This window comes from Aminipila sp. (assembly GCF_032051575.1).
Lineage (GTDB): Bacteria > Bacillota > Clostridia > Peptostreptococcales > Anaerovoracaceae > Aminipila.
Genome location: NZ_DAMBYD010000001.1, coordinates 303,106 through 325,493 on the forward strand (window position 1 = coordinate 303,106; position 22,388 = coordinate 325,493).

Annotated in this window: 26 protein-coding genes and 1 riboswitch; all 26 genes read left to right on the forward strand. The window is 36.9% G+C overall.

Translation table 11 applies throughout. The features are described from left to right. The first annotated feature begins 144 nt into the window (after positions 1-144). The 26 genes from RTW14_RS01430 (at position 145) to RTW14_RS01555 (ending at position 22,377) form a co-directional block, all read left to right on the forward strand. Positions 145-1,530 (forward strand): NAD(P)/FAD-dependent oxidoreductase, encoded by a 1,386-nt coding sequence (locus RTW14_RS01430; protein WP_312647637.1) that lies wholly within the window; start codon positions 145-147, stop codon positions 1,528-1,530. A gap of 259 nt (positions 1,531-1,789) precedes the next feature. Beyond that, a riboswitch (cyclic di-GMP riboswitch) is annotated at positions 1,790-1,878 on the forward strand. A 96-nt stretch (positions 1,879-1,974) separates the two neighbouring features. Continuing rightward, positions 1,975-2,343, forward strand: a complete 369-nt coding sequence (locus tag RTW14_RS01435) for a hypothetical protein (protein WP_312647638.1) — start codon at positions 1,975-1,977, stop codon at positions 2,341-2,343. 258 nt (positions 2,344-2,601) lie between these two features. Then, positions 2,602-3,072, forward strand: a complete 471-nt coding sequence (flgC, locus tag RTW14_RS01440; protein WP_312647639.1) for a flagellar basal body rod protein FlgC — start codon at positions 2,602-2,604, stop codon at positions 3,070-3,072. A gap of 44 nt (positions 3,073-3,116) precedes the next feature. Next, positions 3,117-3,467 (forward strand): flagellar hook-basal body complex protein FliE, encoded by a 351-nt coding sequence (gene fliE / locus RTW14_RS01445; protein ID WP_312647640.1) that lies wholly within the window; start codon positions 3,117-3,119, stop codon positions 3,465-3,467. 22 nt (positions 3,468-3,489) lie between these two features. Beyond that, positions 3,490-5,064 carry a flagellar basal-body MS-ring/collar protein FliF gene (gene fliF, locus RTW14_RS01450; protein ID WP_312647641.1) on the forward strand — a complete coding sequence of 525 codons (1,575 nt, stop codon included), beginning with the start codon at positions 3,490-3,492 and terminating at the stop codon, positions 5,062-5,064. Then, a complete protein-coding gene (gene fliG / locus RTW14_RS01455; protein WP_312647643.1) occupies positions 5,057-6,070 on the forward strand; it encodes a flagellar motor switch protein FliG in 1,014 nt (337 codons plus the stop codon). The genes fliF and fliG overlap by 8 nt, the downstream gene beginning before the upstream one ends. Continuing rightward, a complete protein-coding gene (locus RTW14_RS01460; RefSeq protein WP_312647644.1) occupies positions 6,063-7,481 on the forward strand; it encodes a FliH/SctL family protein in 1,419 nt (472 codons plus the stop codon). The genes fliG and RTW14_RS01460 overlap by 8 nt, the downstream gene beginning before the upstream one ends. A gap of 12 nt (positions 7,482-7,493) precedes the next feature. Continuing rightward, positions 7,494-8,798: a flagellar protein export ATPase FliI gene (gene fliI / locus RTW14_RS01465; RefSeq protein WP_312647645.1), complete on the forward strand. Its 1,305-nt coding sequence runs from the start codon at positions 7,494-7,496 to the stop codon at positions 8,796-8,798. 40 nt (positions 8,799-8,838) lie between these two features. Then, positions 8,839-9,282: a flagellar export protein FliJ gene (gene fliJ / locus RTW14_RS01470; RefSeq protein ID WP_312647647.1), complete on the forward strand. Its 444-nt coding sequence runs from the start codon at positions 8,839-8,841 to the stop codon at positions 9,280-9,282. Between the two features lie 168 nt (positions 9,283-9,450). Further along, the gene (locus RTW14_RS01475) at positions 9,451-10,665 is read left to right on the forward strand and encodes a flagellar hook-length control protein FliK (protein WP_312647648.1); all 1,215 of its coding nucleotides are present in this window, start codon (positions 9,451-9,453) and stop codon (positions 10,663-10,665) included. 15 nt (positions 10,666-10,680) lie between these two features. Next, positions 10,681-11,223, forward strand: a complete 543-nt coding sequence (locus tag RTW14_RS01480) for a flagellar hook capping FlgD N-terminal domain-containing protein (RefSeq protein WP_312647650.1) — start codon at positions 10,681-10,683, stop codon at positions 11,221-11,223. Between the two features lie 23 nt (positions 11,224-11,246). Further along, a complete protein-coding gene (locus RTW14_RS01485) occupies positions 11,247-11,675 on the forward strand; it encodes a TIGR02530 family flagellar biosynthesis protein (protein ID WP_312647651.1) in 429 nt (142 codons plus the stop codon). Between the two features lie 111 nt (positions 11,676-11,786). After that, a complete protein-coding gene (locus tag RTW14_RS01490) occupies positions 11,787-12,740 on the forward strand; it encodes a flagellar hook-basal body complex protein (protein WP_312647653.1) in 954 nt (317 codons plus the stop codon). Between the two features lie 64 nt (positions 12,741-12,804). After that, a complete protein-coding gene (locus tag RTW14_RS01495) occupies positions 12,805-13,050 on the forward strand; it encodes a flagellar FlbD family protein (protein ID WP_312647654.1) in 246 nt (81 codons plus the stop codon). 22 nt (positions 13,051-13,072) lie between these two features. Next, positions 13,073-13,855, forward strand: coding sequence for a motility protein A (locus RTW14_RS01500; RefSeq protein ID WP_312647656.1), 783 nt, complete (start codon positions 13,073-13,075; stop codon positions 13,853-13,855). Positions 13,856-13,907: 52 nt separating this feature from the next. Continuing rightward, positions 13,908-14,750 (forward strand): flagellar motor protein MotB, encoded by an 843-nt coding sequence (locus RTW14_RS01505; RefSeq protein ID WP_312647658.1) that lies wholly within the window; start codon positions 13,908-13,910, stop codon positions 14,748-14,750. A gap of 24 nt (positions 14,751-14,774) precedes the next feature. After that, a complete protein-coding gene (fliM, locus tag RTW14_RS01510) occupies positions 14,775-15,782 on the forward strand; it encodes a flagellar motor switch protein FliM (RefSeq protein WP_312647659.1) in 1,008 nt (335 codons plus the stop codon). A gap of 15 nt (positions 15,783-15,797) precedes the next feature. Continuing rightward, on the forward strand, positions 15,798-16,970 hold the full coding sequence (gene fliY / locus RTW14_RS01515) for a flagellar motor switch phosphatase FliY (RefSeq protein ID WP_312647660.1): 1,173 nt from the start codon (positions 15,798-15,800) through the stop codon (positions 16,968-16,970). A 71-nt stretch (positions 16,971-17,041) separates the two neighbouring features. Then, positions 17,042-17,407, forward strand: coding sequence for a response regulator (locus tag RTW14_RS01520; RefSeq protein WP_312647663.1), 366 nt, complete (start codon positions 17,042-17,044; stop codon positions 17,405-17,407). A gap of 11 nt (positions 17,408-17,418) precedes the next feature. Continuing rightward, positions 17,419-17,781 carry a flagellar biosynthetic protein FliO gene (fliO, locus tag RTW14_RS01525; RefSeq protein WP_312647665.1) on the forward strand — a complete coding sequence of 121 codons (363 nt, stop codon included), beginning with the start codon at positions 17,419-17,421 and terminating at the stop codon, positions 17,779-17,781. Between the two features lie 107 nt (positions 17,782-17,888). Continuing rightward, positions 17,889-18,545, forward strand: coding sequence for a flagellar type III secretion system pore protein FliP (gene fliP / locus RTW14_RS01530; RefSeq protein ID WP_312647667.1), 657 nt, complete (start codon positions 17,889-17,891; stop codon positions 18,543-18,545). Positions 18,546-18,572: 27 nt separating this feature from the next. Then, positions 18,573-18,839, forward strand: coding sequence for a flagellar biosynthetic protein FliQ (locus tag RTW14_RS01535; RefSeq protein ID WP_312647669.1), 267 nt, complete (start codon positions 18,573-18,575; stop codon positions 18,837-18,839). A gap of 3 nt (positions 18,840-18,842) precedes the next feature. Then, entirely contained in the window at positions 18,843-19,619 is a 777-nt protein-coding gene (locus RTW14_RS01540) for a flagellar biosynthetic protein FliR (protein WP_312647671.1), read from the forward strand. Positions 19,620-19,625: 6 nt separating this feature from the next. Continuing rightward, the gene (gene flhB, locus RTW14_RS01545; protein ID WP_312647673.1) at positions 19,626-20,699 is read left to right on the forward strand and encodes a flagellar biosynthesis protein FlhB; all 1,074 of its coding nucleotides are present in this window, start codon (positions 19,626-19,628) and stop codon (positions 20,697-20,699) included. A 3-nt stretch (positions 20,700-20,702) separates the two neighbouring features. Then, positions 20,703-22,124, forward strand: a complete 1,422-nt coding sequence (locus RTW14_RS01550) for a hypothetical protein (RefSeq protein WP_312647674.1) — start codon at positions 20,703-20,705, stop codon at positions 22,122-22,124. Then, positions 22,111-22,377 carry an EscU/YscU/HrcU family type III secretion system export apparatus switch protein gene (locus RTW14_RS01555; protein ID WP_312647675.1) on the forward strand — a complete coding sequence of 89 codons (267 nt, stop codon included), beginning with the start codon at positions 22,111-22,113 and terminating at the stop codon, positions 22,375-22,377. The genes RTW14_RS01550 and RTW14_RS01555 overlap by 14 nt, the downstream gene beginning before the upstream one ends. Positions 22,378-22,388: the final 11 nt, after the last annotated feature.

The window sequence follows — 22,388 nt, forward strand, 5'->3', positions numbered from 1 at the left end:
ATAAATAACAACTTTGCTTACAAATCAATATTAAATTTAATTATATCATAAAAAAAGTAAATATTTAATAGTTGAATTATTTTTTTGTTTCGGATATAGTAGCTGTGTATGGTCGAAAGCATGGCCAATCAGTTGGAGGATGTTATGAAAAAATATGATATTATAATTGCCGGAGCTGGTGCAAGTGGAGTATTCTTATCATACGAACTTACGAAGCTTAACAATACAGCAAAAATTTTAATGGTAGATAAAGGTGCACCACTTGAAAAAAGGGTATGCCCAATTAAATTAGGAAAAACGAATAACTGCATAAAATGTGAGCCTTGCCATATCATGAATGGATACGGAGGTGCAGGGACATTATCAGATGGAAAATACAATATTACAACTAAGTTTGGTGGAGATTTACATGCTTACATAGGTCAAGAGCAGGCAATGGACCTTATGGAGTATGTTGATGATGTGCTTTGCAACTTTGGAGGAGCAGACGCTAAGCTTTATTCTACAGGGAATTCTGATTTGAAGACTACGGCTTTAAGAAACAACCTGAACTTGCTTGATGCTAAAGTAAGACATTTGGGAACCGATAGAAATGTTCAGATTTTAGAAAGAATTTGTAACTATACAAAAGACAGAATTGACATGGAGTTTTACGCAACGATATCTGAGGTTACTCAAAACTCAGATGGAACCTTTAATGTAAAAACAAACAAAGGTGGAGAGTACCAATGTAATGATTTGGTTTTAGCAACTGGACGTTCTGGCTCCAAGTGGATTTCACGTATCTGTGAGCAAATGAAAATTGGATTAGAACAAAACAGAGTTGACATCGGGGTTCGTGTTGAACTTCCCGCTGAGATCTTTAAGCACATTACAGATGAAGTATATGAAAGCAAGATAGTATATAAAACAGATAAGTATAATGACATGGTTAGGACCTTCTGCATGAATCCTTATGGTGAAGTTGTTGCAGAGAATACAAATGGCATTGTAACCGTAAATGGACACAGTTATGCTGATCCATCCCTTAGAACAGAAAACACAAACTTTGCACTTTTAGTTTCCAATAAACTGACTGCACCGTTTAAAGACAGCAATGAGTATGGTGAATCAATTGCGAAGCTTTCCAATATGTTAGGCGGTGGAGTTTTAATGCAGAGGTTTGGAGATCTTGTAAAAGGAAGAAGAAGTAGTGATAGACGTATGGAAAAATGCTTTACGCGGCCTACATTAAAAGCTACACCTGGAGATCTGAGCCTTGTACTGCCGAAGAGACAGTTGGATAACATTATAGAAATGATTTATGCATTAGATAAAATTGCACCGGGAACAGCTAATGAGGATACATTACTTTATGGTGTAGAAGTTAAGTTCTACAATTCAAGGGTAGAGGTAAATGAAAATCTTGAAACTAAAGTAAATGGGCTATATGCTTTAGGTGATGGCTCGGGGGTTACACACTCCCTATCACAGGCATCTGCCAGCGGAGTTCATTTAGGTCGGATTTTGGCGAAGAAATATTCTAAATAGCAAAATTGCGCAATAAAAGTAAGATGAAGTAGCAACAACTTCATCTTATTTTTTATTTTTCGACACAAATAGACAGAAAAATACAAAAAAAGAAGTGAATTATGTAGAAATTATGTAGAAATTGTGTTGAAAAATTTAAAATATATGCTATAATAATAAAAAAATAATTGCATCGTTTTTATGATATACGTGATATGCAATGTATATTATTAGTTAATGTTTTAATCCAATTTGATTGTGGGATGCGGATGGTTAAAACTGAAGATTTTAGCAAAGCAGTCGAAAGACTGTGACGCAAAGCTATAGGGCCTGAACTCAAAGACAAAGAGATGGTAGCCAGTTGCATGAATAGGAACTCCTGGTGCAATAGGAGTTTTTTTCGTGGACAAGAAGCAGTACATCTGAATAGCCTGGGGTGCATGAGGGTCAAAGGAGTGTGAAACCATGAGCAATATAGGGATAGCTGTAGTTGAGATAACTAAAGCAAATGTACACAGATTGCTATATGCAAATAAAAATTATTACATGACTAGAAAATATAAGCCGGAAGAATTACAAGAAACATACGAAAATAATGTAGTTGAGCTTATGGATACGGAAAGCAAAATTCGTATGAATATTTTAGTTGAAGAGGCTTTAAGGTACAAAAAGAATAGTATAAATTTTGACATAAAGGTTAACTGCAAGGATGGAGAATGCAAGTGTCTGCTGTGTAAAGGAAAATTTATATATAAACCAGAAAGAGTTACTATGAATATTGTTGAGACGGATATAACAGGTGTAAGTGAAAGCCTTGCGGCTGGCATTTTGTAGCAATTTTGCATGCATTTGGTAAGGGCTACAGAAAAGGGTACATTTTTCTACAATATTTTATCTTTTATGACGCAAAATAGTTGCAAAAACTGCCGAATAATATATAATTTACGTAGGCTAAAAAATGGGTTGATGATACCCATTTTTTTGGAAGGGTGCAAAAAAATGTAAATTATGTAGGGAAGCAAGTTTATATTACGTTATATTAGATGTCACGGATGACAGAATTCAGAAAAAACCAGAAAGGTGGTATGTATATTGTCATTTTTAAGTTCCATGAATATAAGTGCTTCAGCATTAACAGCACAAAGGCAAAGACTTGATATTATTTCAGAAAATGTTTCAAATATTGACACAACAAGAACTGAATCCGGGGGACCTTATAGAAGAAAGATGGTTGTTTTTGAAGACAAAGCGGGAGATGTTTCTTTTAAGGATTCCCTCAACAATGCAATTGTCGAAAGAGGTGCCAACGGCAGATTGGTTAGAAGGGACTACTCACCAGGAGTGAGGGTCAGCGACATTGTAGAAGATCAGAGCGATCTTAAAACGGAATACAATCCAGATCATCCGGATGCGGACGCAAATGGGTATGTTAAACTTCCAAATGTAAACATGCTGGAAGAGACCATGGACAGTATGTCAGCCACAAGATCATATCAGGCAAATGTTACGGTTTTAAATGCAGTAAAACTTATGGCACAGAAGGCACTGGATATTGGCAGATAACTTTAGCTAGCGTGTGAAGAAATTTAATTGGAGGTAATAATCATATGTTTATAGATCCCATGCAGGCAATTAATAATATTGCGAATATAAGCCAGATAAATAAAATTGATGGAAACAATAAGGCAGCAAATGGCGTAACTGAGGGAAATGATACTGGGGCAGCGCAAGGTGCACAAGTTCCGTTTAAATCCGTGTTTGAAGATGCAGTGAAAGATGTTATCAGTACAGATAAGCAGGTAAATGTGGATGCAGAAATGCTTGCAACAGGACAGAGTGATAATTTACATCAGTACAGCATTGACATCGCAAAGGCTCAGCTATCAATAGACCTATTGGTTGAACTAAGAAATAAAGCACTTGATTCATACAGCGAAATCATGCGTATGAGTGTGTAATGTAGGATAAGGTGGCAGGAAATTGCGAGAACGTTTAGGAGAACTATTTACACAAATAAGAGAAAAGCTGGTAGCCATTAACGCTAAGTTAAGCAAAAAGGCTAAAATTATTATTGCAATTGTAACGATTTTAGTAATTGTAATTGCATTTGCATTAGCTCTTGCACTTAATACGACTAATTATTCGGTACTCTATACAGGACTTGATGAAGCAGAAGCCACAAAGATAATTGGCGTACTAGAGGAACAGGCTATCCAGTATGAGCATAAAGATGGAACAATTTTGGTTCCAGAAGAAATGGTTGACAAAGTCAAAGTAGCTTTAGCTGCGGAAGGCTACCCTAAAAGCGGATTTACATATGATATTTTCAAAGATAATGTCAGCTTACTGGCTACAGATTTTGAAAAGTATAAATATGCACAATTTGAATTAGAAAGCCGGATGGCTGAAACAATAAAGCAGTTTGACGGTGTTGAAAACGCCACTGTTGCCATAGCCATGGCAGATGAACAAAAATATGCTTTGCAGGAGGATGTAAAAGAATCTTCTGCATCAGTTACAGTGACCATGGAAGATGGCGGCTCACCAAGTAAAAAACAGGTTAAAGGTATTCAGAGACTGGTGGCAAAGGGCGTGCCAGGAATGAAAATCGAAAATGTAGCGGTTATTGATGGCAATGGTGAAGAGGTAAGTTCCAGCGAGGATAATTCGCAAGAAGGTGCTACAGCGTTAAAGCTTAACATTGAAAAACAAATCGAAAGTAGCACTAAAGGAAAGATTTTAGAATTATTCCAGCCAGTATTCGGTAAAGAGAATATTCGAGTAAGTGTAAAATGTTCAGTTGATATCGATAAAAAGATTAAAGAAATTATAGAATATATTCCTTCACAGGATAACAAGGGTGTTCTGTCAAAGTCTACATCAACATATGAAGTACAAGGACAAGGAAAGGTGACAACAGGCGTACCAGGAACTGAAACCAATGCAGATATTCCAGTATATCCTGGTGTTACTACAGATGGAAATGATATTTACTTTAAAGATGACAGGGCGTTAGAATATCTAGTAAGCCAGGTTAAAGAACAGGTTCAAAGTGATGCTGGCGAAATGACAGATATGACCATATCAGTAGCGGTTGATAGTGCAAGTTTAACTCCGGCAAAAGCTGGCGAAATGAGGCAGACCATCGCTATGACTGCTGGTATTGACCCAGAACTTGCAGACACTAAGGTTGCTATTTTTAATGCTGAGTTCTACAAGACAGAGCCAGAACAATTGACTGGAATTACGGCTATACTTGACGCAAATCCACTGTTAAAGATTATAATACCAGCTGTGTTAGCGTTAATAATTGCCTTAATTGCCGTAATTATGGTTGTTATTAAGAAGGCTAAGCTGAAGAAGAGAGTACAAGAATTGGCAGCAGAGGAAGCAAATCGTATCCAGGCTCCTGAAGAATTGATACGCCTTGATGAACTTGGGAAAACAAGGGAAGAGGAACTTAAGAGCCAGATTCAGGACTTTACGGATATCAATCCAGAAATATCAGCTCAATTGCTTAAGACTTGGTTAAGAGGAGAAGAGGAGAATGAGTAAAGACGTGAGCGGTTTGACACCTCAGCAAAAGGCAGCAGCTGTAGTTATTTCACTTGGAGCTGAGAGAGCCTCTAAAATATACAAATTTCTTGGTGAGGAGGATTTGGAAATCCTCACCTTGGAAATAGCAAAACTTAATCACGTTTCACCGAACCAAACAGAAGCGGCAATGGATGACTTCTATAAGCTTTGTTTAACTCAGAAAGTTATTACTGAGGGTGGGGTGGATTACGCTAAGACGGTACTTGAGAAAGCTTTTGGGCCGCAGACGGCGACCACCTTATTGGAGAGGGTTACTAGAAATCTAAAAACAAGAGCTTTTGAGTTTATCAGAAAGACGGACAGTAAGAATCTTTTTGCAATTATACAACATGAAAGGCCTCAGACCATTGCACTTATTCTATCTTATGCAAAATCCGAACAGGCATCAGAAATAATAACTGAACTTCCAAAGGATAAGCAAGTAAAAGTTGTAGAGTGTATTGCAAGAATGGATAGTGCGTCTCCGGAAACGATTAAGATTGTTGAAAATATATTGGAGAAAAAGTTTGCCTCTGTACTATCTATGGATTTTGCACAGGTTGGCGGTGTAGATTACATTGCTGAAGTAATGAACAATATTGACAGAAGTAACGAAAAATACATATTTGATGAATTAAGTAAGAAAGACATTAAGCTTGCTGACGACATTAGAAACAGGATGTTTGTATTTGAAGACATTACATTACTTGATGACAGAGGCATACAAGAATTCTTACGTGAAGTTGAGACGCAAGATATTGTTTATGCTTTAAAGGGTTCTACGCAAGAAGTGTCCAATATGATTTTCTCAAATATGTCAAGCCGTATGGCCGAAACTGTTAAGAGTGAGTTGGAATTCACATATAATGTTCGCTTAAAGGATGTAGAAGAAGCACAGCAAAAGATTGTTGCGGTTATAAGACGTCTGGAAGAAGAAGGAAGGCTTATGATCAATAAGGGCGGAAAGGATGAGATAATTGCGTAAAACCTATGAAGGTTTACAAGTTCAGACCTCTCTGGAAAAGGCGGAAAGGCGTTTAGCCGAAGCCATAGAGCTTGCAAAAATACAAAGCAATGAAAAACATTCCGAAGCCAGTGAGGCTCAAAAGGCTGTTGAAGATGCTATGTCTGAATTTAAAAAAGCAGCTATGGAAGAGCAGAAGAGTGAAGACTTAAAGCTTAAAAACGGCCTGAAGACGATTTATGGATATACGCCGGAATTTTCTAGCCATGGTAAAATCGAAAATGATATTACAGAGATAGATGACGACAAAAAAAAGCTTGTAGCAAGCATTCTAGGTGAAAAGATTATACATAAAGACGAAGAGCCGTTACTAGTAGATAAAAGCTTGCTTAATGAAGAATTTCATGATGGATATGACTCGCTTAATAAAATTGCGGCTTTTAACAATGCTCTGAAGCAGATAAACAACCAGTCACCAGAGGAAAGCATGCTAAATGAAAGCGAAGATTATGAAATGAAGTGCTTTAATGAGAAAAATATCTTTGATGGAGAAACCTACGAAGCAGATGATATAATGCCGTCAAACTTCTATCTTGATTCTTTTGATGATGAGGCTGAACAAGAGGTTAAGCCATATGATATTAATGAAGCACTTATATTAGGAGATGTTATACCGCCGGACAGCATTTCAGAAGACCTAGAAAATCCTTTGGAAAACATAGAGGAAACTAATGAGCCCGATGAACAGATTCAAGAAATAAACAGGAGTGAGATTCTGGAGCAAGCGAAGCAGCAAGCTGAGGAAATTTTGGAAAATGCAAGGTCTGAAGCGCAAAAGATTTTACAAGAATCTCAGCAGCGTGCTCAAAAAATCATAGATGAAAAGGTTGAACACACTTTGGCAGCCGCCTCTGAAAAGGGGTTTGCTGAAGGGTTTGAAAAGGGACAGAATGAGGGCTTTATAGCTGCAGAGAATGCGGTTAATGAAGGTATGATTCAAGAGGCTGAAGCCTTTAGAGGAGAACTTGAATTATCTATTCAAGAGTTTAATGAAAGTAAAAATGAAATTTTACAAAATAATATAAATCAATTAACTGATTTGGCCATTAACGTAGCTGAAAAGGTAATAAAGATTAGCTTGAAATCTAGTAAAGATGTAGTTGCTAAAATGATAGTTGCAGCTGCAGAGGATTGCAGAGATAAGCAGTGGGCAAAGGTCTATATTTCCCATGAAGATAAAGCAATTGCGATGAATCTTGAAAAGGACTTGATTGATGCCTTAAATCAAATTTCTGCAAATGTTAAAGTTGTTGTAATGGAAGATGAACCTTCAGGGACGTGTATAATTGAGTCCCCAGATCAAATAGTAGACGCTAGTGTAGGTACACAGCTGGACAATATCAGGCAAATTGCTAGCGATAACAAAATATAGGGGGAAAAAGGCTTGTATTTAAAAGAATTGTCAGAGCTTATAAAAAACTCGGAAACCTTCGAACATATTGGCAAAATAGAAAATATAGTTGGTATGAGTATTGAAGCTTCAGGCATAAAAGCAAGCATTGGAGACATAAATGTTATAACCTCAAAAGACGGAAAACGAAAAGTTATGTCTGAGGTGGTAGGCTTTAGAGGCGATAAAACCATATTAATGCCATATGATTTTATTGAAGGAATGGGATCAGGTGACTTTGTAAGAAGTACAAAGAAAAGACTGAGAATTCCAGTTGGAGAGTTTTTATGCGGCAGAACGATTAATGCAATGGGAGAACCTATTGATGGAATGGGTCCTGTTGATCATTCTGCCTTGTATAGCGTAGAAAATAATTATATAAATCCGTTAAGCAGGCCCGCTATAGTTGATAGAGTTGATTTTGGAATTAAGGCGATAGACGGATTCCTTACTATAGGTAAGGGCCAGAGAATTGGTATATTTGCAGGAAGCGGTGTTGGTAAAAGTACACTTTTGGGGATGATTGCCAAACAAGCTTCGGCTGATATAAATGTAATTGCATTGGTAGGCGAAAGAGGCAGAGAAGTTAAAGAATTTATAGAAAGAGACTTAGGACCAGAGGGAATGGCGAGATCTGTACTTGTGGTTGCTACTTCAGACCAGCCAGCAGTACAAAGGGCTAAGTGCCCTATTGTGGCAACAGCAATTGCAGAATATTTTAAAGACCAGGGTAAGGATGTGCTGCTGATGATGGATTCGTTAACTAGATTTGCCATGGCACAAAGAGAAATTGGATTGGCAGTAGGAGAGCCGCCAGTGGCTAGAGGATATACCCCATCAATCTATGCAGAGATGCCTAAACTGCTTGAAAGAAGTGGGAATTTCGAGAATGGTTCTATAACAGGTATATATACTGTTTTGGTTGAAGGTGATGATACAAATGAGCCTATAGCCGATACTGTAAGAGGTATTTTAGATGGACATATTATATTGTCAAGAAAACTTGCAGCTAGAAATCATTTTCCTGCAATTGAGGTAAGCGGCAGTATTTCCAGATTGATGGCTGCTATTGTAGATGAAAACCATAAGGCTATGGCATCTAAAATAAGGGATTTGCTAGCTGTATATGAAGAAAATGCGGATTTAATATCAATTGGAGCTTATAAATCAGGTGCCAACGCGAAATTAGACAATGCAGTGGCTAGAATTGACGCCATCAATAATTTCTTAAAACAGAAGACTACAGAATTTTTCAACTACGATGATATGTTAGAGGCAATGACCAGAATTTTGGAATAATCGTTGAAAAAAAGGGGAAAAAGGTATAAAATAGAATAATATGGCGAAGTTTAAATTTTCTTTAAAATCTGTGGAAAAATATAGAAATATTACGTTGGATGAAGCGAAGGCAAAGTATGCCAAGGCTGTATCTGATGTGAATAAACAAAACGATATTTTATTGAGCATAAAGAAAGAGCTTGCCGAAATAAACAGGGAACTTAATTATAAGAACAGCCAGGGCATAACAATATTAGAGCATCAGGGCTACAAAGTATATATAAAAATATTAGAGAATAACATAAAAAATGAAGAAGACAAACTGAAGGGGTTAAAGAAGATAGAACACAGGCGGAGAAAAGAATTAATTGTTGCAAAGACTGATGTTATGTCTATAGAGAAACTTCGGGAAAAAAGGTTTGAAGAATATAGAAAAGAAGAAACCAAGAAAGAAGAACTGGCAACTGAGGAATTTGTATCCAATCAGTTATCTAGTCGTAAATAGCGACTTGATATATATTTAATTTTAACTGTATTCAATAGTTAAAAAGTACTTTTTATGACCTATTCCAATTTGTCAAGCAAATTGATGGAAGGTCAGATGCTAGAAAATCACAAATTTTAATTTGTAGATTTTCATCGTAAACAATTTTATAAGAAAGGAGGTCCTTAAATGAACGCAGGAGTGTGTTTTCAAACATCAGCAGGCAGTAATACAACTGCAAAAACAGGAAGCACTCAGTTTGTAAGCTCCAAAAATGGCGCAAGTAATTCTTTTAAAAAGGAAATGGATAAGGCCTTTGACAGAAACCAAAGTACCACAAATGATGCAGGCACAAGCAGTTCGACAAACAAAGTTACATCAAATAAGGCACAGCAAAAAACAGATTCAAAGGAATATCCAGAGAAAGATGTGAATTCTGCACAAGACAATCAGAACATGGATGTCACAAAGGAGGCCCAAGTGTTAGCAGCGGCTCAGATTCAGCAGCCCAATATGATAACAGTGAATACCCAGATGACCACGTGTGATGCCCTACAGCAGATGCAGAGTGAAGTGGTTAACAATGCATTACTTGGAGTAGTTGTGGAAAAACCAGAATCCAATTTAGCTGAGGTTCTTGGCAAAGCTGAGGAAACAGTAGAGAGTGAAATTAAATTACCTTTCCAGAATAATGTTGATTTAGTCAAATCAGCTATGCTTAAATCTGCACAAAGTGACAGTCAAGAAAACCAAATGCAGAATTTTGCAGACACTTTGACAAATGCCAATCAGGTGAAAGGCGAGAAAGTACAGGAAGGTGCTCAGACTGAGTCAGCAAATTTGCAGACTTCAGAGGTTGAAACAGATGATCCAAAATTAGAACAAATGGATATGCCAGAGGAAAATGTACTTGCCAAAACCAACAGTTTAGATTTATCTAAGGTTAATATTAAGGTTGCTGAGGCACCTATTGATACAAACCAGGCGGATATGGCTAAACAGTTGGCAGATAAAATTATGTACAAGCTTAGTGATGGAAAACAAGAATTTGATTTAGAACTGAATCCAAAGGATTTGGGAAAAGTCAATGTGAAAATGATATTCCAAAACGGCAGTGCAGAATTGATATTAAGTACATCTAATTCAAAAGCACATCAATTGCTTTCAATGCAGGCGGATGCGTTACGAGGAATATTAGAGTCAAATACAGGAATGGACAGCACCATTAATCTAAAACAGGCAGAGAACAGTGATGGACAGTTTGACAGAGATAATTTCCAAGAACAAAGCAATAACCAGCAGAATCAACAGCAACAACAGAAGGAAAAGAAACTGGCTGGAGATATCTCATTTATTGATAGGCTGAGACTGGGTCTAGCGGATGATTTAGAAGAGGCAGTATAGAAAGGAGGAATAAGTTTGGCAGATGCTACAATTAATGATAAGATTTTATCTTCATTAAAATCTCTTACAACGGATAAAAGTAAAAGTACTTCAGCAAAAGCTGATTTTAACCTGCAAACTATGGACTGGCTGAATCTTTTGGTTGCACAGCTTAAAAATCAAGATATGAACAATACCATGGATAATTCAGAAATGATGAGTCAGATGGCACAGTATTCACAGATACAGGCTGTAAATGACATGGTTTCCATGCAGGAAGATATGTATGCGATGAATAATACTTCATATGCAACTTCTTTGATGGGAAAAAACGTAACTGTCGCATCAATTGAAACGAGCAAGGGCTCAGATGGAAAAACTACAGATAAGCTAATTACCACAAAAGGTGTTGTCACAGGTGTTACTTTGTTTGAAGGAGAACCAATAATCTATATTGGAGACAAAAAGTTTTCTCTAAAACAAATAATGATTGTTGGGGATGTGCCTCAAAAAGATAGTACTAGTACTGATCCTGCTAAAAAAGAAGAGCCTGGGACTGATCCTGCTAAGACAGAATAAAATAAAATAGGGAGGTGCTGAAAATGGCTGATATTAAGGTAGGGAATAACTATCAGAATATTAATCAATTGGTAGGGGCAAAAAGCGTAAACAACGTTAATAGTTTAAATCGCAATACAGGTACTACACCAATAGGCGCAGATTTTGGAACTCTCTTAAAAGAACAGCTTGATAAAAATAGTGGCATAGATAAAAATCAGGGGCTGCAGTTCTCAAAGCATGCTCAGGAGAGAGTTACACAAAGAGGGATTGAATTAACACCAGAACTGATGGATGACCTAAATGCAGCAGTTAAAAAGGCAGATGCAAAAGGAGCTAAGGATGTGGTTATATTTGATTCAATGAATGCATTTATCGTAAACGTGCCAAATAAAACGGTGGTTACAACCATGACTGGCAGTGAAATGAGAGACAATGTGTTTACAAACATAGACAGCGCAGTGATACTGTAAATCGTAAATAAACAATTTAATAAGACCGTGAAAAAATAACTGGACCATTTATGGAGGTTATGAGATATGTGGACTGATATATCTCGTCGCGGTTCTGGAAGGAGAAAATAGATGGTTAAATCGATGTTTGCTGCAGTAGCGGGGCTTCGTGCTCATCAAGCTAAGATGGACGTTATAGGCAATAATATTGCCAATGTTAATACATATGGATACAAGGCTGCAAGAGCAACTTTTAGAGATGTATTTTATTCAACTTCATCTGGTGCGGGTAATGCAGGAGATAAATATGGGGGTACAAATCCTTCACAGCTAGGTTATGGATCGAAGATAGGTTCAATAGATTCTCTTATGACTGGAGGAGGAACGGCTACTACAGATAATCCGACAGACTGCATGGTTGTAGGAAATGGCTTTTTTCTTGTAGGTTCTAAACCCACTGAAAAAGATGGAGTGACGGGGCTTAAAGTTTCAACAGAAGCTGGAAAATTAGGGGAAGTAAATCAAACGGACGTTTCTGCACTAAGTCTTACAAGAGTGGGCATATTCAACTTTGATGGATCAGGAAATCTAGTGGATTCCAATGGTAGAATGGTATATGGTTTTGCAAGTAAATATGATTCTGCTACAAGTAAATATTCATTAAATATGGATGCAGCTACTGCTCTTAAAATACCTAGTAAGAACGCTGACGCAGACGCGTATGAGCCCATGGCATTAAAGAACATTACAATTGGTAAGGATGGAAGCATAGTAGGAACCAACGACCAAGATAAATCAATCTTAATTGGTAAGATTGCTATGGCCAACGTGCCAAACCCAAATGCTCTTGAAAGAGGGGAAAATTCATACTACACGGCAAAGGCAAATACGGGTACTATAACAGTAAATCCATCTGGACAGAATTCTACAGGTACTATAGAATCCGGATGCTTAGAAATGTCAAATGTAGATTTATCGAAAGAATTTACAGATATGATTACTACACAGAGAGGTTTCCAGGCAAATACAAGAATTATTACAGTAACTGATACCATGCTTGAAGAATTAGTTAATCTGAAAAGATAGTCAAATAAGACATGGAGGGGCTAAAGGGCTCCTCCATGCAATATAGTGAAGTGAGTGGGATAAGATGATAAAACTAACAAGACTAAACGGAGTTGAGTTTCTGTTAAATCAGACACAGATTCAAATTATTGAGTCAATACCCGAGTCAAAGGTGGTTCTAGAGAATAAAGATTATTACTTGGTTAAAGAGTCCTTTGATGAAATAATTAATCAAATTATTGAATTTAATGCAAATGTAGCAGATAAAGAAAGCTACTTAAAGGCGAAACGACGTTTGGCAGAAATGGCAGAGTCGGAAGATAATCTTTAGTGTATCTACATAGGAGAAACAAATGGATATAGCTACTATATTAGGAATAATATCAGGATTTGGACTTATTGTTTTTGGAATAGGTTTTGGAAAATTGGGCAATTTCATTGACCCACAGAGTTTGGCGATTACTATCGGAGGAACCCTTGCGGTTATGGTTGCAGGTGCACCGGGTGAGATATTAAAGGCCATTCCTAAGCATATGAAAATTGCCATAGGTGGGAAAAAATATGACCCTAAATTTTATATTGAGTTAATAGTAGATTTAGCCCAATCTGCGAGAAAAAATGGATTACTTTCACTAGAAGCAAGAGCTGAAGAAATAGAAGATGTTTTTTTGAAGGATAGTGTCCTTTTAATTGTAGATGCTATTGATTCAGATAAGGTGAAGCAGTTGATGGAAGAGGAACTCAATTATTTGGATGAAAGGCATGCTCGAGCTTTTGGATTTTATGAGCTTGCTGCAGGTACTTGCCCCGCTTTTGGTATGATAGGTACATTGATAGGATTGGTTAATATGCTTAAAGGGCTTAATATAGAAGGCGGAGGTGCAGGCGATATTGGACCTGCCATGTCTACAGCACTTATTACTACTTTTTATGGTTCACTATTTGCCAATGTAGTATTCTTCCCTATTGCAAATAAACTTAAGGTGAGGCATGCGGAAGAGATGTTATGTAAACAGATGATTGTAGAAGGTATTTTATCCATACAATCAGGAGAAAATCCAAAGTTTATTAAAGAGAAATTAATTTCCTATTTATCAGAGGCAGAAAAAGCGGATTTAGCTGAATCAGCTCAATAAAAAGGATTTACATATATTACGCTTTTTAGCGGAGCAGTGAAAGGAGGATAGTATGGCAGAAAAAAAGAAGCATGAAGCTCCTAAAAATAACTGGATGGACACTTATGGAGATATGGTAACGCTTCTATTATGCTTTTTCGTGTTGCTGTTTTCTATTTCTACTGTAAATGCTGAGAAATGGGTAATGGTTGTGAAAAGTTTTAATCCTGCAGCTGCAGAAAATATAAGCCAACTGATCCAAGAGGATCCTGGTGAGCAAAATGGAGAACAAGCTGTTGGACAAAAAGCTGGGGGCCTAATGACAGACGAGAAAAGCTTTGATCAAATCTATTGGTCTATGAAGAAATTTGTAGAAGACAATAATCTGCAAGACAGCATTGAAGTTAAAAAAGGTAAAGATTTTACTTTTATTATATTTAGAAATAATATTTTCTTTAATGGAGACAGCTATGTATTAAGGCAAGAGGGAAAAGACATTCTTGATGTGCTTTGTAGTGCTATTACACCAGTAGCGGATCAGGTTGGCGAAATCCGAGTGATGGGACACACCAACCAGGCAGATCCCAATAAGCCCAATCCCATAGAGGGCGATCGCTTCTTGTCATCAAATAGAGCCACGCAGGTTTTGGTCTATATAGAAACTAAAAATTTAGTGGATGGTAAAAAACTGTTTTCAATGGGCTATGGGCAGCATTACCCTATTGCTTCCTTCGTAACAGAAGCAGATCGAGCAAAAAATAGACGTGTCGAAATTTATATAGCTAAAAACGATGCAACAAAATATACTTTGGATGAGGTTTATGACAAGATTGATAAAAGCTCAGAAGAAAGCACTGAGCAAAAACAAGATCAGAATTCAAAACCTGAGAATCCAGTGACAGAAGAAGAGGTCTAAAGTTATAAAAAATAGGAGATTTAGATGGCTGACGTATTATCACAAAGTCAAATTGACGCCTTGCTCAATTCTCTAAGTTCTCCAGAAGCGGTAGCTGAGGAAGAAAAGCTAATTGAGGAAGAAGAAACCAGGAAAATAAAAAAATATGACTTTAAGACTCCTAAAAAATTCACAAGAGATCGACTAAAGCTAGTATTTAGTGTGTATGAGAATTTTGCAAGAGTAATGTCATCATATTTAACCAGTATGTTACGTCTTTCCTGCCAGGTTGAGATGGTGGATATAGAAGAGCAAAAGTATTTTGAATTTAACAATGCTTTATCAGAGAATGATATAGTAGCCATGGTAGATGGATCAGTAAACAATGGAAAAGGTGATTCAGAAGCGCTGATGATTCAAATGAGCAACTCTGTAATATATGCGCTTATCGATAGAATGATAGGAGGAACAGGAGAAGCTGACAGCCTTGAAGCTGATGGCGGCTTTACAGACATAGAGATATCACTTTTTGAAAATGTTATGGTTCATTTACTGCCTATAATGGAGGAATCATGGCAAAGCTATTTTGATGTGGCTTTCAAATTTGATAAAATAGAAACGAATCCTAGATTGATTCAAAGTATTCAGGCAGATGAAATTGTAGTAATTGTTGTTCTAAACATGGAAATAAAAGGTACTACAGGAACTTTCAATATCTGCATTCCCGGTGGAATCATGGAGGATGTGTTTAAGCTTGCAGACCAGGCTAATATTTCTGGAAGAAAGAGAGAGCATCAGGATGATTTTTCCAGAGAAGAAATCCTAGACAGCCTAAAGGATTCCCAGTTGGAACTCCGCGCATTTTTAGGAGAAGCAAGTATCTTACTAGAAGATGTGTATTCCTTAAAGCCTGGGGATGTTATAAATTTAAGAAAGCCGAAAGACTCAGAGGTGGCCATATACATAGAGGATAAACCATGGTATAAAGGCCGTCTTGGAGAAAAGAAGGGCAGTGTTGCAGTTAAGATAACCGGAACAACAATAACCCGGTAATAGCAGAGGTGATATATGAGCGATAATAATAATTATTTTACCCCCATGGAGATAGATGGCATTGGTGAAATACTAAATATAAGTTTAGGATCTTCAGCAACTGCCATGTCAGATATGCTAGGGAGAAAGGTTACCATTACAACTCCTAATGTAAAAGTTAGGGACTATGAAGACTTTGAAATAAGTGAAGTAGAGCCTGCAGTTGGAGTTGAAATTACATATGTAACCGGGCTTGATGGAAACAACCTGATGTTGCTTAGAAAAGATGACGTCAGAAAAATTCTGGAAATACTTATGTATACAGAAATTGAGGAAGAAAATTTTGAGTTGGATGAACTTTCGCTAAGCGCTGTCTGTGAACTTATGAATCAGATGATGGGTGCATCGGCAACTGCATTAGCGGATGTTATAGGAACTATGGTGAATATATCCACACCTGTAGCATTTGAAGTAGAAGATCCAGATGCGTTTAAGCAGAAGTATTTTAAAACGGATGAACCTATGGTAGAAGTATATTTTAACATTGAAATTGAAGATACTTTTTCCAGTAAGTTTATCACAATGCTATCAGTGGATTTATGCAAAAAACTAATATCATCATTTGGATTTATGGATGGCGATGATAGTTCTGAAGCAAAGCCTGTAACAGAGTCTGTGCAGACTAGTCCAGAGGCCCCAGGGCAGGGTGAATTGTCTCAAGAAGATATAAATAAAATGATAGCCGGGGCAGCAAATGCAGCAGTCAATCCGACAGCTCCAGCGCAGGCTGTACCACAGCAACAGATGCAGCCGCAAGGAATGCCGATGCAAGGTATGCCAATGCAAGGGTATCCACAGCAAATGTACGCACAACCACAATATTCTAGAGATCCTAGATTAATTAATGTGCAGCCTATACAGCAGAATTTTGAAATTACACCTGCTGAAGCAGGAACGAATCTTGATTTAATCATGAAAGTTCCACTTCAGGTCTCCGTTGAAATTGGAAGGACTAAGAAGCTTGTCAAAGAAATACTGGAATTTGGACAAGGTTCTTTAGTAGTTTTGGATAAATTAGCAGGGGATCAGGTTGATGTATATGTTAATGGTCAATGTATCGCCAAAGGCGATGTTGTAGTAGTTGATGATAACTTTGGTGTGAGAATCACTGAAGTAATCAAAAAGGCTGATATAATAAACAGCCTGTAGATATAAAATAAGTAAAATAAATAAGAAGCTATAGTATTTTAAAGTGCTTGATAAAAGAAAGAGGTAAAGAAATGGCAAAGATTTTGTTAGTTGATGATGCTGCATTTATGCGTATGATGATTAAAGACACTCTGTCAAAGAATGGTTATACAGATTTATATGAAGCTGGAGATGGAGCTCAGGCTGTTGAAAAGTACGAGGAAATCAAACCAGATTTAGTAATTATGGATATTACTATGCCAAATATGGATGGACTGGAAGCTCTAAAGGCTATTACAGCAAAACACCCTGATGCTAAGGTAGTTATGTGTTCCGCAATGGGTCAGGAAGCAATGGTTATAGAAGCTATCAAGCTTGGCGCGAAGGACTTTATCGTTAAACCATTTAAGCCAGATAGAATATTAAAGACTGTATCTGCGGTTTTACCACAGGCTTAGTCGTCTAAGGAGTGATTAGAATTTTAGGTACTATTATACCATTAATACTGGCATTATTGGCAGTGGTTGCTGTCATCTATTTAAGCTACATATTTAGTAAGTATGTAGCTTTAGGTGCTAGTAAGATGAGCGGCACCAGATATATGCGTGTGGTAGACAGAATGATGCTGGGACAGGATAAAATGATGATGATTGTTCAAATAGGTGACAGCTATTATTTGACAGGCGTTACTTCCCAAAATGTTCAGATTTTAAAAGAACTTTCGGGAGATGAATTAATCGAAATGGAAGCTGGCGTTCAGTCGACACCGCTTCAGCAAGTTGTATCTTTTAAGAGTGCATTACAAAAGCACATGAACAAAAAAGATAATTAGTACGATAAAAATCTATAAATTAAAATTTATGATTTTTTAGCATCTGACCTTCCAACAATTTGTTTCACAAATTGGGATAGGTCATTAAGGAAATAAGGTATAGTTAAATGACTGATTCAATTCTTTCAATAAACGGAACAGGCATGCAAACACTGGAGATATTAACGCTCTTGACGCTGATTGCTCTGCTGCCGTCTATATTGATTATGATGACTTGTTTCACAAGAATAGTCATAGTCCTTTCGCTTTTGCGAAATGCTTTAGGTCTTCAGCAGACACCGCCAAATACTGTTATTATCGGTATTGCACTATTTTTATCTTTATTTATAATGCAGCCTGTTATATCAGATATAAATCAAAATGCATATGAGCCTTATAAATCAGATTTGATAACCCAGCAACAGGCCATAGACAACGCGTCTGTACCACTGAAGAAATTCATGCTAAAACAGACCAAAATAGATTCTTTGAATGTATTTTTAAATTTTGCAGATATGAAGAGACCTAAGAATTTAATGGAGATTCCTATGCATATAGTAATTCCAGCATTTATGACTAGTGAACTTAGCCGTGCTTTTCTTATGGGATTTTTACTTTATATACCTTTCTTAGTAATCGATATCATTGTGGCCAGTGTACTTATGTCAATGGGTATGGTTATGCTGCCGCCTTCGATGATTTCTACGCCGTTTAAGCTACTGTTATTTGTAGTTGTAAATGGATGGTCGCTGCTTTTCAGCACTCTGGTGAGCAGTTTTAACTGACGAGTTATTTTTTAGACGGGGGCAAAAATGGAATCATATACACCAATTTTTGATATGTTGCAGACAGCTGTAATGGTAGCTGCTAAGGTTTCCGCACCAATACTTTTAATTAGTATGGCCGTGGGCCTTGTCATTGCCATATTTCAAGCTGCTACGTCCATTCAGGAACAGACTATTACTTTTGTACCAAAACTTTTTATAATTGGTATCATTTTAGTTATGTCAGGTTCGTGGATTATGGCAACGATGGTAGATTTTACGAAAGCCATTTTTGCTACTATGCTGGAGTTATAAAACATGCAGCAACTTTTAGGAATTGACAATTTAATAGCCTTTGGATTGATTTTTATGAGAATGGCAGGGTGCATTGCATTTAATCCCATATTAGGCAGAAGAAATGTTCCACAAGTTTTGAAAGTGGGCATGTCTTTGATGCTTGCAATTCTTATATACTCTTATTCAGATATTTCAACCATTGGCGTAATTAATTCCACTGTAGAATATATTATGCTTGCATTAAAGGAATTCTGCGTTGGCTTTGTTATAGGCTTCGTTGTAAGCCTTTTTTCATATATTATTATACTTGGTGGTGAAATTATTGACATGCAGATGGGCTTATCTATGTCAAAAGTATACGACCCGGCTAGTAATGTTTCCATGTCACTAAATGCAACATTTTATAACATATTGTTTATGTTTATGTTTTTTACGGTAAATGGTCATCTAACTTTGTTTAAGTTATTTTTAGATTTAGAAAAGGTTATTCCTTATGGTCATGTTTTACTGGGAAGTGATGTGGCAGCCAGCATGATTTCGGTATTCTGTCAGTGCACAGTTTTAGGGCTTAAGCTTGCAATGCCTATGGTAGCGCTTCAATTTTTCATAGAAATGGGATTTGGAATATTGATGAGAAATATTCCACAAATCAATGTGATTATGATAAATATACAGGCAAAGATATTTGTTGGATTCATATTTTTAATTATAATCTTTACGCCGACCATGTCTTTTGTAGAGGGGATGATTGAAGACTTATTTAATGCTATTATTCAGATAGCAAAATTAATGGGGTGATGAGGCTTGTCAGATTCTAAAACAGAAAAAGCCACGCCGAAAAAACGTAAAGATGAGCGAAAAAAGGGTAATGTTCCCCAAAGTAAGGACATTACAAGTTTAGTATCTTTACTTGTTGTTTTTTCAGTGCTGAAAATGATTTTTCCATATATATATGGGGCGGCTAAGCGCTTTATTATATTTATAATGGGAGAGGTGGCAACCATAGATGTCTTTACGGATAGTACAATCAATAGTTTGGTAGGTGAGGTTGTAAAACTTTTAGTAATCGCTATTGTACCAGTATTGATCATTAGTGCAGTAATACCAATTATTTCAACAGGCGCACAGACGAGGTTTCTGTTTGCATCAGAGTCACTAAAGCCTACTTTAGATAAATTTAATCCCATAAACGGAATTAAAAGAATGTTTTCCATACGCAGTAGTGTTGAATTAGTCAAGAATTTGATAAAAATAACGATCATTACAGTTATTTTATATAAATTTATTTATGCCAGATTCACAGAGATTGCTAAAATGTTGTTTGTTGAACCACTTCAATCTTCCATATATTTGCTTGATGCGGTTGTAAAGATGGTCTATATGGTAAGTATAATCTTTATTTTTGTTGCAGGCCTTGACTATCTATACCAGCGATGGGAATATGAACGTAAAATCAAGATGAGTAAGCAGGAAATTAAGGAAGAATTTAAGCAAATGGAAGGCGACCCTCAGATTAAGGGTAAAATCAAACAGAAACAGCGTGAAATGGCTACTGCAAGAATGATGCAGGCCGTACCTACTGCGGATGTGGTTATAAGAAACCCGACCCATTTTGCTGTAGCTCTTAAGTATGATACAGAAACAGACCGGGCCCCTGTGGTTGTTGCAAAGGGGCAGGATGAACTGGCACTCCGAATTGTAGCTGTGGCCGAAAAGGCTGGAGTTTATATTATAGAAGATAGGCCGCTGGCAAGGGCTATTTATGCCACTGCAGAGGTTAAAATGGAAATTCCTTATGCCTACTATACAGCTATTGCAGAAGTGTTTGCCTTAGTTTATAGCATAAGAAATAATGACAAAGATAAAAAGAGGAATTAGCGTATGGCAGCAGATATACTTAGAGTAACAACGCCACTTACAGGGCAGGACCCGGCCACCAGGGTACGATCAAACACTCAGGAGCCAGCCAGTACAAATATTAATAATGTTATCAATCCGAATCGTGTTCCAAAAACCGATTCAAAAGGATTATATAATGACCAAGAGACAAATAAATTTTCTCCAAACTTGAAGTCCAATTTTGACGCATTTTTGCAGAAACTAGCCAATACTCCAGGCATGTCAATGGAGGCGGCGAAATTATTCTTTACTAGATATGGCAGCATTGTTAACGCTGGGATGGGAGAAGGAATTGCTGCTGAAATGGGCAAATATCTGGAAATGATGAAGGTAAATGATACGGAACTATTAGCGTTACTTAAGGGAATGCAAAGTTCTTCAGTAAAATTCACTGGAGATTTTTTCGATGTTCTAAGAAATTTAATGAGTAATAAAAATATTTCTACGGATGCCAAGTCATTGATTTTAGATTTTCTAAAAAGATACGATGCAATTACAGCAAACAGCCATAGCCTAGAAAACATTATGTCGAATCTAAACAATATCGCAGATAGAATGATGAAATCTTCAGCAGAACAATTAAGGGAATTGGTTTCAACCTTGGACACCACGTCAGGCAAAGGAAACGTAGCTGAAAACCTTGCGAATATGAGAGAAAATATTATTCCACTTTTAGCTAAGTATATATCTCAAACTAAGGATTATGGTAGTGTCAGAGACAATATAAGTTTATTTATTCTAAATTTTACTAGATATGAGATGGGGAGTAAAGAAGCATTTTCCGATGCCTTAAACTCTTTACTAGGCATACCAGAGGTGGCTTCAAAGGTTTCTAATAGTATGGTGGCTGAATTGGTAGATGGTATTTTCGCCAACATACCGGGTGATCATGCAAAAGTGCTGCAGGATCAATTGGTTACCGTATTAACCAAAGGATTAGATGGACAAGCAGGATATCAGAATACACAAGTATTTCAGAATATATTGCAGTCAGCGCTTTTAAATGAAAGCGTGTATATGCCTTTGCTGCATATGATGATTCCTGCAGATTACAATGGAAAACAAATGTTTTCTGAAGTATGGGTAGATCCTGACAGCAATGAAAGAAATAATAATGAAGGTGGAAATGCTGTTAAGCTTTTGGTAAAATTTGATATAAAGGATTTAGGATTTTTTGAGATGATTATGCTGGTTCAGAATAGTAAAGTAGATATGCAGCTATTTTATCCTGAACATTTAGAACCAATGAAGAGTCAGATTAAAGACGGTATATTTACTATTGTACAGAGAAACGATTTGAAATTCAGGTCTTATATGGCAGATAAGTGTGTTCAGCCAAAACCTATTTCTGATGTATTCCCAAAGCTCTTTGAAGGGAGGAACATGGTAAATGTCACAGTATAATGGGTCTAAAAAAGCAGTTGCTTTAAAATATGATGAAAGTCAGGGTACTGCACCAATAATTGTAGCCTCGGGGCTGGGACACATGGCTGAAAAGATTGTAGAGGTGGCAAATCAATCAGATGTGCCAGTATATGAGGATACCTCTTTAGCCACAGTACTCTCCCAGTTGGAATTAGGAGCACAAATTCCAGAGGAAGTATACAGAGCAGTTGTGGAAATTTATGTGTTTTTCTTGAATCTTCAATCTAAGTAGAGAATTGAAAG